The following is a 13,879-nucleotide window of genomic DNA, read 5'->3' as shown; positions in this document are numbered from 1 at the left end:
AGCAGGCTCGCTCCCACAGGTCTTTTGTCGAACCACTATTTTGTGATCGACATTGATCCTGTGGGAGCGTGGCTTGCCCGCAATGGCGTCATTGCAGACAAAACACCCCCCCCTGAAAAACCACAACTTTCCCCCACCCATTGTCACCTCGCTCTACGCGCATCGGCTCATCCCCGCTATACTTCCCGGCTTTTCCTGAATAAATGCCAATAGGGTCCCGCCGCGCATGGATAAGACCTACCAGCCGCACGCCATTGAAACTTCCTGGTACAACACCTGGGAGTCAGAGAATTACTTCGCCCCGCAAGGCGCGGGCGAGTCCTACACCATCATGATCCCGCCGCCGAACGTCACCGGCAGCCTGCACATGGGTCACGGCTTCAACAACGCGATCATGGACGCCCTGATCCGTTTCCGCCGCATGCAGGGTCGCAACACCCTGTGGCAGCCGGGTACCGACCACGCTGGTATCGCCACGCAGATGCTGGTAGAGCGTCAGCTCGAAGCCAAGGGCCAGAGCCGCCATGACCTGGGCCGCGAGAAATTCCTCGAGAAAGTCTGGGAGTGGAAGGATGAGTCCGGTGGCAACATCAGCCGTCAGATCCGTCGCCTCGGTTCATCCGTAGATTGGAGCCGCGAGCGCTTCACCATGGACGACGGCCTCTCGGAAGCCGTAAAGGAAGCGTTCGTCCGTTTGCACGAAGACGGCCTGATCTATCGCGGCAAGCGCCTGGTCAACTGGGACACCAAGCTGCACACGGCGATTTCCGACCTCGAAGTGGAGAACCACGACGAGAAAGGTTTCCTGTGGAACCTGAAATACCCGCTGGCCGACGGCGCCAAGACTGCTGAAGGCAACGATTTCCTGATCGTCGCGACCACTCGCCCGGAAACCATGCTCGGCGACTCCGCCGTGGCCGTTAACCCGAACGATGAACGCTACAAAGCCCTGATCGGCAAATTTGTCGAGCTGCCACTGGTTGGCCGCCGCATCCCGATCATCGCCGACGATTACTGCGACCCAGAATTCGGCACCGGTTGCGTGAAAATCACCCCGGCCCACGACTTCAACGACTATGAAGTCGGCAAGCGTCACAACCTGCCGCTGCTGAACATCTTCGACAAGAACGCTGCCGTTCTTCCAGCGTGCCAGGTGTTCAACCTCGACGGCACACTGAACGAAACCATCGACGGCAAGATCCCGGCCGAATACGCCGGTCTCGACCGCTTCGAAGCGCGCAAGCAGATCGTAGCCGCGTTCGACGCTGCCGGCCTGCTGGTCAGCGTTGACGATCACGCCCTGAAAGTGCCGAAAGGCGACCGCTCCGGCACCGTCATCGAGCCTTGGCTGACCGACCAGTGGTACGTGTCCACCAAGCCTTTGGCCGAACCTGCGATTGCCGCCGTTGAAGACGGCCGTATCCAGTTCGTGCCGAAACAGTACGAAAACATGTACTTCTCGTGGATGCGCGACATCCAGGACTGGTGCATCAGCCGTCAGCTGTGGTGGGGCCACCGGATTCCGGCCTGGTACGACGAGTCGGGCAAGGTCTACGTCGGTCGCGACGAAGCCGAAGTGCGGGCCAAGCACAACCTCGGCCCGGACGTTGCGCTGCAACAGGACAACGACGTTCTCGACACCTGGTTCAGCTCGGGCCTATGGACCTTCTCCACCCTCGGCTGGCCGGAAAAAACCGAGTTCCTGAAGAAATTCCACTCCACCGACGTCCTGGTGACTGGCTTCGACATCATTTTCTTCTGGGTTGCCCGGATGATCATGCTCACCATGCATTTGGTGAAAAACGAAGACGGCACGCCGCAGGTTCCGTTCAAGACCGTGTACGTGCACGGCCTGGTGCGTGACGGCCAGGGCCAGAAGATGTCCAAGTCCAAGGGCAACGTCCTGGACCCGCTGGACATCATCGACGGCATCGAACTCGAAGCCCTGGTGCAGAAACGCACCTCCGGCATGATGCAGCCGAAACTGGCGAAGAAGATCGAGAAGCAGACCCGCGACGAGTTCGCCGAAGGCATCGCCAGCTACGGCACTGACGCCCTGCGCTTCACCTTCTGCTCGCTGGCGTCCACCGGTCGCGACATCAAGTTCGACATGGGCCGCGTCGAAGGCTATCGCAACTTCTGCAACAAGATCTGGAACGCGGCGCGCTACGTGCTGGACAAGGGCGAAGACTGCGGCCAGAACGGCGAAGCCTATGAACTGTCCCTGGCCGATCGCTGGATCATTTCGCAGCTGCAACGCACCGAAGCCGAAGTGACCCGCCAACTCGACCAGTTCCGTTTCGACCTGGCCGCACAAGCCTTGTACGAGTTCATCTGGAACCAGTATTGCGACTGGTACCTGGAACTGTCCAAGCCTGTGCTGTGGGACGAAAACGCACCGGTCGAACGCCAGCGCGGCACCCGTCGCACCCTGGTGCGCGTGCTGGAAGTCGCCCTGCGCCTGGCGCATCCGTTCATGCCGTTCATCACCGAAGAAATCTGGCAGCGCATCGCGCCGCTGGCCGGCATCGATGGCAAGACGATCATGCTGCAACCTTGGCCAGTGGCCAACGAAACACGCATCGATCAGGCCGCCGAAGATGACATCGAATGGCTCAAGGGCCTGATGCTCGGCACTCGCAACATCCGTGGCGAAATGAACATCGGCCCGGGCAAACCGCTGCCGCTGTTCCTGAAGAACGCCAGCGCCGAGGATCAGCGTCGCCTGACCGAGAACGAAGCCCTGCTGAAGAAGCTGGCGCGCCTCGAATCGATCACCGTGCTGGTTGCTGGCGAAGAAGCACCGCTGTCCGCTACCGCACTGGTCGGCGAGATGGAAGTACTGGTACCAATGGCCGGCCTGATCGACAAAGGTGCGGAACTGGCGCGTCTGGACAAGGAAATCCAGCGTCTGCAAGGTGAAGTGCAACGTGTCGGCGGCAAGCTGTCCAACGCCGGCTTCGTTGACAAGGCCCCAGCCGAAGTCATCGAGAAAGAACGCGCCAAACTGGCCGAGGCCGAACAGGCCCTGGGCAAGCTGGCCGAGCAGCATGCGCGGATTGCCAGCCTGTAACGGTAAATCGCAATAAATGAGGGAGGCCCATGCGGCCTCCCTTTTTTATGCCTGTCACTTTCCTGCATCCAATGCAGATCCCACATTTGATCAGTGTTGCCCCACAGATGTGGGACAATGCCCGCCACTTTTAGCCATACCCGAATCGACCACCGCCATGACCGCCCCCCGCTCCCCCAAGCCTGCGCGCAAAAAGCCTGCCCCCAAGACCCCGGCCACGGCCGTCGCCCCGAAGGAAAAGGCCAGCCTGCACCCGCGCAATCGCCATCAGGGTCGCTACGACTTTCCGACGCTGATCAAAAGCGCGCCGGAACTGAAGAAGTTCGTGATCATCAATCCTTACGGCAAGGAAAGCATCGACTTCGCCAGCCCGGAAGCCGTGCGGGTGTTCAACCGGGCGCTGCTCAAGTCGTTCTATGGCATCGCTCACTGGGACATCCCGGCCGACTACCTGTGCCCGCCGGTGCCAGGCCGCGCCGATTACGTGCACTTCCTCGCCGACCTGCTGGCCAGTGGCAATGACGGCGTGATCCCCCGTGGCGCCGCCGTGAAGGTGCTGGACATCGGCATGGGCGCCAACTGCGTGTATCCGCTGATCGGTTACAGCGACTATCGCTGGCAGTTCCTCGGCTCCGATATCGATGCGACCGCCATCGCCGCGGCGAAGGCCATCGTTCAATCCAATGGCCTGAACAAAGCGATCCAGGTACGCCAGCAGAGCAATCCCAAGCAGATCCTCACAGGCCTGCTGGAGAGCGCAGAGCGCTTTGACCTGACCATGTGCAACCCGCCATTCCACGCCTCGCTGGACGAGGCCACGCGGGGCAGCACGCGCAAATGGCGCGCCCTGGGCAAAGCCGATCCGAAACGCAAGCTGCCGGTGTTGAACTTTGGCGGCCAGTCGGCCGAGTTGTGGTGTGAAGGCGGTGAAGTACGCTTCGTGACCCAACTGGTCAGCGAAAGCGTGCAGGTCGCTCAGCAAGTGCTGTGGTTCAGTACATTGGTGTCAAAGGCGTCCAACCTGCCGGCGATCCAGACCGCCCTGAAAAAGGCCGGTGCCCTGGAAAGCCAGGTAGTGGAAATGTCCCAAGGGCAGAAGCAGAGCCGCTTCGTCGCCTGGACCTTCCAGACCAAAGCGCAGCAAGAGGCCTGGCGCCAGGCACGATGGAGCAACGCTTCAGCGTAGTGAGCGCTTTATCGCGCCCACAAAAAAACCGTGCCCGGATCGCTCCGGTGCACGGTTTTTTCTTAACAAGTCTTACTTGTTAACAGCGTCGGTCAGGCCTTTGGCCACAACCAGCTTGATCACTTTCTTGGCAGCGATTTCGATGGCGGCGCCAGTCGAAGGGTTGCGGCCAGTACGGGCAGGACGCTCAGTCACTTTCAGTTTGCCGATACCTGGCAGAGTGATTTCGCCGCCGTTTTCCAGCTGATCGGCAACGATTTGGCCCAGTTGGTCCAGAGCGTTACGCGCGGTGGTTTTCGGCGCGTCGATAGCTTCAGCGATGTCGGCGATCAGTTGGTCTTTAGTAAGAGCCATTTAGTGTTCCTTCCCTATCAAATTCATATGGATTGCAGAGTGCAATGTCAGCCATCGAGCCCGATCTTTTGGATCTGGCACCCTCGGCCAAATAACCTCGGGATCGGGGTTATAGATACCGAAATCAGGGTTTGGTTCGACCTGACAAATGCTGACTGCACGCTTAACGCAGTGACTTCGCGCAAGACCGGGCAAAGCTAGCACACAGGCGTGGAAATATCCGCCTCTAGCTACCCATTTGGTCAGCTTTATTGCGCTAAAACAGGAAAAAACTGCATAAGCGCCGTCGGTCGCCCTTCAATTGCCCTTCGCACCGCGCCAAAACCAGTGGTTGCGGTACACTGGGCGCTTTTTCGGGGGAGCACGCCCTCCTCTCCTCATTCAGCCGAGAAGCCCATGCCGATCCGTCATTGCATCGTCCACCTGATCGACAAAAAACCCGACGGCACACCCGCAGTTCTCCACGCCCGTGACTCTGAACTGGCTGAGTCCGCGGCCATCGAGAACATGCTCGCCGACCTCAACGAAAGCTATAACGCCAAACAGGGTAAAGCCTGGGGCCTGTTCCATCCGGAATCCGGCGCGTTCCCGTTCAGCGGCTGGCTGAAGGAGTACCTCGAGGGCGGCCAGGATTTCACTGCGTTCAGCCGCGTGGCGGTCGAGCATCTGCAAAAGCTGATGGAAGAATCGAACCTGTCGGTCGGCGGCCACGTGCTGTTCGCACACTATCAGCAAGGCATGACCGACTACCTGGCTATCGCCCTGCTGCACCACAGCGAAGGCGTGGCCGTGACCGACGAACTGGACGTGACCCCGTCCCGCCACCTCGACCTTGGCCAGTTGCACCTCGCAGCGCGGATCAACGTTTCCGAGTGGCAGAACAACAAACAATCCAAGCAGTACATTTCGTTCATCAAAGGCAAGAACGGCAAAAAGGTTTCTGAGTATTTCCGCGACTTCATTGGCTGCCAGGAAGGCGTCGACGGTCCGGGTGAAACCCGCACCCTGCTCAAGGCCTTCAGCGATTTCGTTGAAAGCGAAGACCTGCCGGAAGACGACGCTCGCGAGAAGACCAAGACCCTGGTGGATTACGCCAGCAGCCAGGCCAAGCTCGGTGAGCCAATGGGCCTGGAGGAGTTGTCGGGGCTGATCGACGAAGAACGCCCGAAGGCCTTCTACGACCACATCCGCAACAAGGATTACGGCCTCTCGCCGGAAATCCCGGCCGATAAACGCACCTTGAACCAGTTCCGCCGATTCACCGGCCGCGCCGAAGGCCTGTCGATCAGTTTCGAAGCGCACCTGCTGGGCTCGAAGATCGAGTACGACGAAGAAGCCGGCACGTTGATCATCAAGGGCCTGCCCACTTCGCTCACCGATCAGCTGAAGCGTCGCAACTGATGCTCGGCGGCGTACTGAAGAAATTCCTGCTGATCCTGCTGGTGGTCGTGGCCTATCAGAACTGGGGCAAGATCGAGCGGGTGTTCAACCCATCGCAAGTGGTGCCGGAGCAGACCCAGGCCAAGGCCAATGTCGTGCTCTACGCCACCGAATGGTGTGGTTACTGCAAGCTGACCCGGCGCTTCCTCGATCAGAAAGGCATTGCGTACAAGGAATTCGATATCGAGAAGGATGCCGTCGCGCGCGGGGACTATCAGGCGCTGGGCGGTGGCGGCATTCCGATCATCGATGTGAACGGGACACTGATTCGCGGGTATGACCCGGATGCGATTCTGGCGGCGTTGAAGTAACCCATCAGATTCACCCAACCCTGTGGCGAGGGGGCTTGCTCCCGTTCGGCTGCGCAGCAGTCGCAATCCTACAAATGCGATTTGGCCCATTGAAATACTGGGGCCGCTTCGCTGCCCAACGGGGGCAAGCCCCCTCGCCACAGGTTCGAGTCAAAACCCATATCTGTTACGACGGTTACTGCACTTCAATCCGGAAACCAAACCGCGGGAAGTGCACGTGCACCACACCGCCACGCTCGTCCTCTCGTCGCACAATCAGCTCTTCGCGGCCGGCAAACAACAACTCCCCGGCCACCGGATCCACACCGTAGTCCGTGGCTGCGATCACTACCCGCGGCCCTGCCTTGAATCCATTGGGATCGACGAATTGCTCATCCGGCAATGCCGCTGGCGTGGACGTGCGCGCAACCTCCAGTGCCTCCTCGGACGTCATCTCGCTGGACGCACCATGACCGAAGCCCAACACCCGCGCATGCCATGCATTGACTGCCGGATAAGCTTCGACCAGCGGAGCCGTCACCGGCGTGGCCTTGAGGAACCAGAGGCAATGGGCCAGAGCGAAGTCGGCAATCGATGGCTCGCCAAACAGGTAGTCACCCTCCTCGCGCTGCAGCTGTTGCTCCAGTCGCGACATGATCGTTGGCCACTGATGCTTCGCCTGTTCGGTAGACAATTTTGTCGCGCTGCCACCACTGAACAAACCGGCACGGTCGGCCAGAAACGCCTTGATCGCTTCCGGCGATAAATTGCCAAAGCGCACCGCTATCGATTCCGGCTGGAACACCAGGCTGACCGCATGCTGGAACACCACCGAATCAGCCCAGGCGGCAAACGACGCAGTGATCATTTCCTGACCTTCCGGGAAGAACGCCGGCAAGGCCTTTTCCTGATCGAGTCGCCGGGCAATCAATGCCGTGTCGCAATAGATATCGGCACCGACCTGCAACACCGGGGTCTTGCGGTAGCCACCGGTCAACGCCGTGAGATCCGGTTTGGGCATCACTGGCGAGATCTTCACCGAACGCCAGGACAAGCCCTTGAAGCCCAGCAGCAAGCGGGCCTTCTCGGCAAAGGGGGACGTCGGGTAATGATGCAGAATCAACTCGGACATGCTCGGCTCCGCCGCAAGAATCAGGAGTCCGCAGCTTAGCGCGCAATCACCTGGCAGCCTACAGATCTGCCTGATGGGAACCGATCAGTCAAATTGATAAGCCAGGGGCTGCGCTCGCCACCAGGCATTCCTTGGCGCTCTTCTTGAGTTTCTTGATCAGCCGTTCCTGACGCAACGCATCGCTTTTGTCACGGCAGCGTTCGGTGTAGACCAGGGCCATGGCGGGGCTGGAAAGAAAGAATCGCGCGCCCTTGCCGCTTTGATGCTTGGCGAAGCGACGCACGGGATCATCACTGATCCCACAATAGAGCGAACCGTTGGCCGCTCGAACGAGGTAGACGAACCAGGTTTTTCTCGCGGGGGTATCGGCGTCGACGGGGCTTTCGCTGAGGGTGGTCACGTAACGATCAGGGCTTGAAAGGAAACAAGCCGCGATCTTATCAGCGACTGGCCTGGAATGCCTTCAGCCCCTTCAGGGCCTGTGAGCGAACGGCGTTGCGTACAAGTGGCGTCCAACCCAGCAGCAGGCCTTTGAAACCCAACGCCTGACGCGACCATGCCCACAGGTCGAAACTGTCGTGATGCTCGCAGATCTTGCCATCGCGAAAGACAAAGCGTGCCTGGATGTCATTGACCACAGTATTGCCGGTCTGGCTGAACAGATAGGTCGCGACCCAATGGGCGCTACCGGTACGATCATCGGCACGGACATGATCGAAGGTCAGGGAGAAATCCTTGGCGCGAGTGGTGAGCATGCACCACATATCGCCAGCATCACGACCACGAAGCTCGCCGAACGCCGGGTCACTGAACACCACGTCATCGGTGTAGCAGGCAGCCATCGCTTCGCCATCGAGACGCTGGAAGGCCTGGTAGAAGCGGGTGATCAAAGCGCTGTGGACTTCACTCATGGGCAGACTCCCTGTTGTGCAATGGGTATCGAAAGATTGCCTGCACGATAGTCTGCAAATGGGTCGAACACTATCGGCATTCGCAAGACGAATACCGACAGAGTGTGGGGATCAGACCTTTTCGCTTTCGACCTGCACGTACAACGCACGTCCGGCCCCCAGACCGGCAAGGATCGCACCAAGGCCGATGACACCGAAGATCCAGCCCACGGCCGTCCAGCCGCCGGTCCAGTCATGCACGATGCCGACCGCGAACGGCCCCATGGACGCCAGGGTGTAACCGAAGCCCTGGGCCATGCTCGACAGGTTCGCCGCGACATGGGAGTCCCGCGAGCGCAGCACGATCAGGGTCAATGCCAGGCTGAACGTGGCGCCCTGCCCCAACCCCAGCACGATCGCCCAGCCCCACAGACCTTCAATCGGGGCGTAAAGGCAGCCGAACAGACCGCCGAGGGTCAGGGCCATCACGATCACAATCGCCAGGCGCTGATCTTTGCCGCGCGTCGCCAGCCATGGTGCGGCGAGGGAGCTGACCAGTTGCACGATCACCGAACCCGACAGCACCAGTCCGGCCTGGGTCGGGGTCAGGCCGCGCCCGATCAGGATCGACGGCAACCAGCCGAACACGATGTAGGCCAGGGACGATTGCAAGCCCATGTACAGGGTCACCTGCCAGGCCAGCGGATCGCGCAGCAATCCCCGAACGCGGTAGGCCACGTTGTGCGCGCCGTGTTTCTGGCCGACTTGCGGCAACCAGAACAGCGCAGCCGCCAATGCCGGAATGACCCAGAAACCTAGGCCCATCGCCCAGTTCTTGTCGAAGTGTTCACTCAACGGCACGGTCGCACCCGCCGCCATCGCCGCACCCAGACACAGGGCCATGGTGTAGACGCCGGTCATGGTCCCGGCCTGTTTCGGGAAATCGCGCTTGACGATGCCCGGCAGCAACACGCCGATAACGCCGATGCTGGCACCGGCCAGCACACTGCCGGCAAACAGGCCGATCTCACCGAACGAGCTGCGCAGGATGATCCCGCCCGCCAGGGTCAGGAGAATGCCCAGCACCACCCGCTCCGCACCAAATCGCCGCGCCAGCACGGGTGCCAACGGTGCAAACAGGCCAAGGCAAAGCACCGGCAACGTGGTCAGCAATCCCGCCGCGGACGCCGACAAGCCAAGGGACTTCGAGACCTCGCTGAGCATCGGCGCCATGCTCGACAGCGCCGGGCGCAGGTTCAGCGCCACCAGAATCAGGCCCAGCAGCAACAGCCAGGGGCGGCGCAGAATCGGGTGGGTTTGCTGGACCTGTTCGTCATCGGCCTCGGCATCGATCAGCAGCTCTTCCAGTTCGGTCGAACGTTTGGAGGCTGTGGATAACTCACTGCGGTGCATGGACTTCTCGGTTTCAAGGTTCATTGATCAACTGCCTCGACAGGGCTTTGGCCCGTTCCGGGTCGCGTTGTTCGACGGCATCGAGCAGCTCGATGTGCAGGTCGAACACTTCCTGACGGCGCGGGACGATGCTCAGGGTCTGGCGCAATTGCGCGCCGACGATGCTGGAGAAATAGCGATACAACTCGCTGAGGGTCGGGTTATGCGCGGCGTCCACCAGACGGCGGTGGAACACCAGGTCGCAGGCGATGTAGGTGTCGAGATCGCCGTGATAGTGGCTGCCGCTGACGCCCAGGGCCTCGCGCAATGCCACCAGGTCTTCGTCGGTACGGCGCATTGCCGCCAGGCCAATGGCCTCGACTTCGAGGATGTGCCGGGTTTCCCTGGCCTGTTCAAGTGAACAACGGGACAGCGCCTTCAAGGTATCGAGCGGATCGACCACCGCCCGCAGGTAGCTGCCGTCGCCCTGACGGATCTCGATCAACCCGGAAAACGCCAACACCCGCATGGCTTCACGCACGGTGTTGCGGCTGATGCCCAGCTCGGCGGACAACTCAGGCTCGGTGGGCAAACGCTGGCCCACGACCCAAGTGCCCTGGTTGATGCGCAGGCGCAACTGATCCAGAGCCTGATCGACCAGGGATCGTTTCACCAATGGAGAAATTTCTGACATGGAATTCGCCCTTTCATCCAATCATAGGATGAATTTTCTGACATGTTAGTCAGCATTTTCCCGCCGGGCAACCACAAAGATGCAATGAAGCAGGCAATTGTGGCGAGGGAGTTTGCTCCAGCTTGAGTGCGCAGCACTCACAATCGTCCATGATTTTGAAGACTTTAGGGCCGCTATGCAGCCCAACGGGAGCAAGCTCCCTCGCCACAGAAAAGCTTGAATTTCAGGCAAAAATAAACCCGGAACTCGGTCCGGGTTTATTTCAGTGCCTGGGTTCGATCAATGCAGGATCTGGCTCAGGAACAGCTTGGTGCGTTCGTTCTGCGGATGGTCGAAGAAGTCGTTCGGCGCAGCCTGTTCGACGATTTCGCCCTTGTCCATGAAGATCACGCGGTTGGCCACTGTGCGGGCGAAGCCCATTTCGTGGGTTACGCAGAGCATGGTCATGCCGTCTTCAGCCAGGCCGATCATGGTGTCCAGTACCTCTTTCACCATCTCCGGGTCGAGTGCCGAGGTTGGCTCGTCGAACAGCATGATTTTCGGCTTCATGCACAGCGCGCGGGCGATCGCCACACGCTGTTGCTGACCGCCGGACAGTTGCCCCGGGAATTTATGCGCCTGCTCCGGAATGCGTACGCGTTCCAGGTAGTGCATGGCAATTTCCTCGGCCTTGCGCTTGGGCATCTTGCGCACCCACATCGGCGCCAGCGTGCAGTTCTGCAAAATGGTCAGGTGCGGGAACAGGTTGAAGTGCTGGAACACCATGCCGACTTCACGGCGGATCGCCTCGATCTGCTTGAGGTCGTTGGTCAGTTCCACGCCATCGACCACGATGCGGCCCTGCTGGTGTTCTTCCAGGCGGTTGAGGCAGCGGATAGTGGTGGACTTGCCGGAACCCGACGGCCCGCACAGGACGATACGCTCGCCTTGCTTGACGTTGAGGTTGATATCTTTCAACACGTGGAACTGGCCGTACCACTTGTTCACGCCCTGCATCTGAATAATGCCTTCAGGGCTCACAGGCTGTTTGATTGCTTCGCTCATAAGAGAACTTCCTAAATTAGGTACGGCGCTTCAGCGCTTGTGGCCAGTGTCGAGCTTGCGTTCCAGATGCATGGAATAGCGCGACATACCAAAACAGAAAATCCAGAACACCAGGGCGGCGAACACATAGCCTTCGGTGGCCATGCCCAGCCATTTCGGATCGGCGGCGGCTTGCTTGACGCTGTTGAGCAGGTCGAACAGGCCGATGATGATCACCAGGCTAGTGTCCTTGAACAGTGCGATGAAGGTGTTGACGATGCCGGGGATCACAAGCTTCAGGGCTTGCGGCAGAATCACCAGACCCATGCTGCGCCAGTAGCCCAGGCCCATCGCCGCAGCCGCTTCGTACTGACCCTTGGGAATCGCTTGCAGACCGCCGCGCACCACCTCGGCCACGTACGCCGACTGGAACAGGATCACGCCGATCAGGGCCCGCAGCAGTTTGTCGAAGTTCATGCCTTCGGGCAGGAACAACGGCAGCATCACCGAGGACATGAACAGCACCGTGATCAACGGCACGCCGCGCCAGAACTCGATGAAGGTCACGCAGACCACGCGAATCGCCGGCATGTTCGAACGACGGCCCAGGGCCAGGACGATCCCCAGTGGCAGCGCGCCGGCGATGCCGACAGTGGCGATCACCAGGGTCAGCATCAAGCCGCCCCATTGGCTGGTCGCCACGTTGGTCAGGCCGAAGATGCCGCCGTGCAACAGGAAGTAGGCAAAGATCGGGTACAGCACCAGGAAGCTCAGCCCGTACACCGCTTTATGGTGAAAGCGCGAGATGAACAACGGCGCCACGCCGACGATCGCCAGCCACACCGTCAGGTCCACGCGCCAGCGCAATTCCGGCGGGTAGTAGCCATACATGAACTGACCGAAGCGCTGCTGGATGAACACCCAGCAGGCGCCCTCCTTCGTGCAGTCGGCGCGGGTGGTGCCCACCCAGTTGGCGTCGAGGATCGCCCAGTGCAGGATCGGCGGCACCACCAGGTAGATCAGGTAGAACGCAAACAGGGTCAGCAGGGTGTTGAGCCAGCTGGAGAACATGTTCGCGCGCATCCACGCCACCACGCCGATGCTGCGGCCCGGTGGAGGCATGTCAGGTTTGAAAGTATGAGTACTCATGCGCTTTTCCTTACCGCTCGATCAGCGCAATGCGCTTGTTGTACCAGTTCATCAGCAGGGAAATGCTGATACTGATCGCCAGGTACACGCTCATGGTGATGGCAATCACCTCGATCGCCTGGCCGGTCTGGTTCAGCACCGTACCGGCAAACAGCGAGACCATTTCCGGATAACCAATACCGGCCGCCAGCGAGGAGTTCTTCGCCAGGTTCAGGTATTGGCTGGTCAGCGGTGGAATGATCACGCGCAGGGCTTGCGGAATGATCACCTTGCGCAGAGTCGGACCGTTGCGCAGGCCGAGGGAATGCGCCGCCTCGGTCTGGCCATGGCTGACCGACTTGATGCCCGAGCGCACGATTTCGGCGATGAATGCCGCGGTGTACACGGTGAGGGCCAGGGTCAGCGCCAGCAGTTCCGGGATCAGCACCCAGCCACCGACGAAGTTGAAGCCTTGCAGCTTCGGCATTTCCCAGTGCAGCGGTGCGCCGAAGATCAGTGCGCCCAGTGTCGGGATCACCACGAACAACGCCAGCCCGACCCAGAACTTGTGGAACGGCACACCGGTGGCTTCGAAACGCTTGGTGGCCCAGCGACTCATCAGCACGATGGCGACGATGGCGACTACGACGCTGACCACAAACGGCCAGAAACCATCCGCCATCAGAGCGGCGGGCATGTTCAGGCCACGGCTGCTGACAAAGAAGGTGTCGCCGAAGTTATGGCTGTTGCGCGGCCCCGGCATGGTCAGGAACACCGCGAAGTACCAGAACAGGATCTGCAGCAGTGGCGGAATGTTGCGGAAGACTTCCACGTACACCGTCGCCAGCTTGGCGATGATCCAGTTCTTCGACAGCCGCGCCACACCGACGATGAAACCCAGGATCGTCGCCAGGATCACGCCGATGAAAGTCACCAGCAAGGTGTTGAGCAGGCCGATGACAAACACCCGGGCGTAAGTGTCCGATTCGGTGTAGTCGATCAGGTGTTGAGCGATGCCGAAACCGGCACTGCGCTCCAGAAAACTGAAGCCCGAGGTAATGCCCCGGTGCTGAAGGTTGGTCTGCGTGTTATCGAACAGATACCAGCCCATCGAGACCACCGCGACAATGGTGATGATCTGGAATAGCCAAGCACGCACACGTGGATCGCTGAGGCTGAGCCTCTGCTTTGGTGCGCCGATTGAATTTTGCATGAAGTGCCCCGGAAATAATGGAACAGAACATCACCCGGTGGTTGGCCCACCGGGTGATAGAACC

Annotated in this window: 13 protein-coding genes; 4 read left to right on the top strand and 9 right to left on the bottom strand. The window is 60.1% G+C overall.

Features of this window, described 5'->3' with window-relative positions; translation table 11 throughout:
* Positions 1 to 226 precede the first annotated feature (226 nt).
* Both VC35_RS19205 and rlmF read left to right on the top strand, forming a co-directional pair.
* The gene (locus VC35_RS19205; protein WP_046041986.1) at positions 227 to 3,073 is read left to right on the top strand and encodes a valine--tRNA ligase; all 2,847 of its coding nucleotides are present in this window, start codon (positions 227 to 229) and stop codon (positions 3,071 to 3,073) included.
* 157 nt (positions 3,074 to 3,230) lie between these two features.
* On the top strand, positions 3,231 to 4,259 hold the full coding sequence (gene rlmF, locus VC35_RS19200; RefSeq protein ID WP_046041985.1) for a 23S rRNA (adenine(1618)-N(6))-methyltransferase RlmF: 1,029 nt from the start codon (positions 3,231 to 3,233) through the stop codon (positions 4,257 to 4,259).
* A 72-nt stretch (positions 4,260 to 4,331) separates the two neighbouring features.
* On the opposite strand, the gene VC35_RS19195 is transcribed toward rlmF, so the two are convergent.
* The gene (locus VC35_RS19195) at positions 4,332 to 4,613 is read right to left on the bottom strand and encodes an HU family DNA-binding protein (RefSeq protein ID WP_007905514.1); all 282 of its coding nucleotides are present in this window, start codon (positions 4,611 to 4,613) and stop codon (positions 4,332 to 4,334) included.
* Positions 4,614 to 5,009: 396 nt separating this feature from the next.
* Here VC35_RS19195 and yejK point away from each other — a divergent pair, with 396 nt between their 5' ends.
* Together yejK and VC35_RS19185 are read left to right on the top strand one after the other, a co-directional pair.
* Positions 5,010 to 6,014, top strand: coding sequence for a nucleoid-associated protein YejK (gene yejK / locus VC35_RS19190; protein ID WP_008018580.1), 1,005 nt, complete (start codon positions 5,010 to 5,012; stop codon positions 6,012 to 6,014).
* A complete protein-coding gene (locus tag VC35_RS19185; RefSeq protein ID WP_046041984.1) occupies positions 6,014 to 6,364 on the top strand; it encodes a glutaredoxin family protein in 351 nt (116 codons plus the stop codon). Before yejK ends, VC35_RS19185 begins: the two co-directional genes overlap by 1 nt.
* 175 nt (positions 6,365 to 6,539) lie before the next feature.
* Here VC35_RS19185 and VC35_RS19180 read toward each other — a convergent pair whose 3' ends face one another.
* The 8 genes from VC35_RS19180 to VC35_RS19145 all read right to left on the bottom strand — a co-directional run bounded on the left by VC35_RS19180 (position 6,540) and on the right by VC35_RS19145 (position 13,815).
* Positions 6,540 to 7,475, bottom strand: a complete 936-nt coding sequence (locus tag VC35_RS19180) for a glutathione S-transferase family protein (RefSeq protein WP_046041983.1) — start codon at positions 7,473 to 7,475, stop codon at positions 6,540 to 6,542.
* 88 nt (positions 7,476 to 7,563) lie between these two features.
* Positions 7,564 to 7,875: a GIY-YIG nuclease family protein gene (locus tag VC35_RS19175; protein ID WP_046041982.1), complete on the bottom strand. Its 312-nt coding sequence runs from the start codon at positions 7,873 to 7,875 to the stop codon at positions 7,564 to 7,566.
* Between the two features lie 40 nt (positions 7,876 to 7,915).
* On the bottom strand, positions 7,916 to 8,386 hold the full coding sequence (locus VC35_RS19170; protein ID WP_046041981.1) for a nuclear transport factor 2 family protein: 471 nt from the start codon (positions 8,384 to 8,386) through the stop codon (positions 7,916 to 7,918).
* Positions 8,387 to 8,497: 111 nt separating this feature from the next.
* Positions 8,498 to 9,802, bottom strand: coding sequence for a CynX/NimT family MFS transporter (locus VC35_RS19165; RefSeq protein ID WP_046041980.1), 1,305 nt, complete (start codon positions 9,800 to 9,802; stop codon positions 8,498 to 8,500).
* Positions 9,792 to 10,451 (bottom strand): FadR/GntR family transcriptional regulator, encoded by a 660-nt coding sequence (locus VC35_RS19160; RefSeq protein ID WP_046041979.1) that lies wholly within the window; start codon positions 10,449 to 10,451, stop codon positions 9,792 to 9,794. The genes VC35_RS19165 and VC35_RS19160 overlap by 11 nt, the downstream gene beginning before the upstream one ends.
* A gap of 279 nt (positions 10,452 to 10,730) precedes the next feature.
* Positions 10,731 to 11,495 carry an amino acid ABC transporter ATP-binding protein gene (locus VC35_RS19155; RefSeq protein ID WP_046041978.1) on the bottom strand — a complete coding sequence of 255 codons (765 nt, stop codon included), beginning with the start codon at positions 11,493 to 11,495 and terminating at the stop codon, positions 10,731 to 10,733.
* A gap of 30 nt (positions 11,496 to 11,525) precedes the next feature.
* Positions 11,526 to 12,623 carry an amino acid ABC transporter permease gene (locus VC35_RS19150; protein ID WP_046041977.1) on the bottom strand — a complete coding sequence of 366 codons (1,098 nt, stop codon included), beginning with the start codon at positions 12,621 to 12,623 and terminating at the stop codon, positions 11,526 to 11,528.
* A gap of 10 nt (positions 12,624 to 12,633) precedes the next feature.
* The gene (locus VC35_RS19145; RefSeq protein WP_046041976.1) at positions 12,634 to 13,815 is read right to left on the bottom strand and encodes an amino acid ABC transporter permease; all 1,182 of its coding nucleotides are present in this window, start codon (positions 13,813 to 13,815) and stop codon (positions 12,634 to 12,636) included.
* Positions 13,816 to 13,879: the final 64 nt, after the last annotated feature.

The organism is Pseudomonas fluorescens (assembly GCF_000967965.1).
In the GTDB taxonomy this organism is placed as follows: domain Bacteria; phylum Pseudomonadota; class Gammaproteobacteria; order Pseudomonadales; family Pseudomonadaceae; genus Aquipseudomonas; species Aquipseudomonas grandcourensis.
The sequence above is the reverse complement of the archived record's forward strand: the minus strand, read 5'-3'. Positions and strand labels throughout refer to the sequence as shown.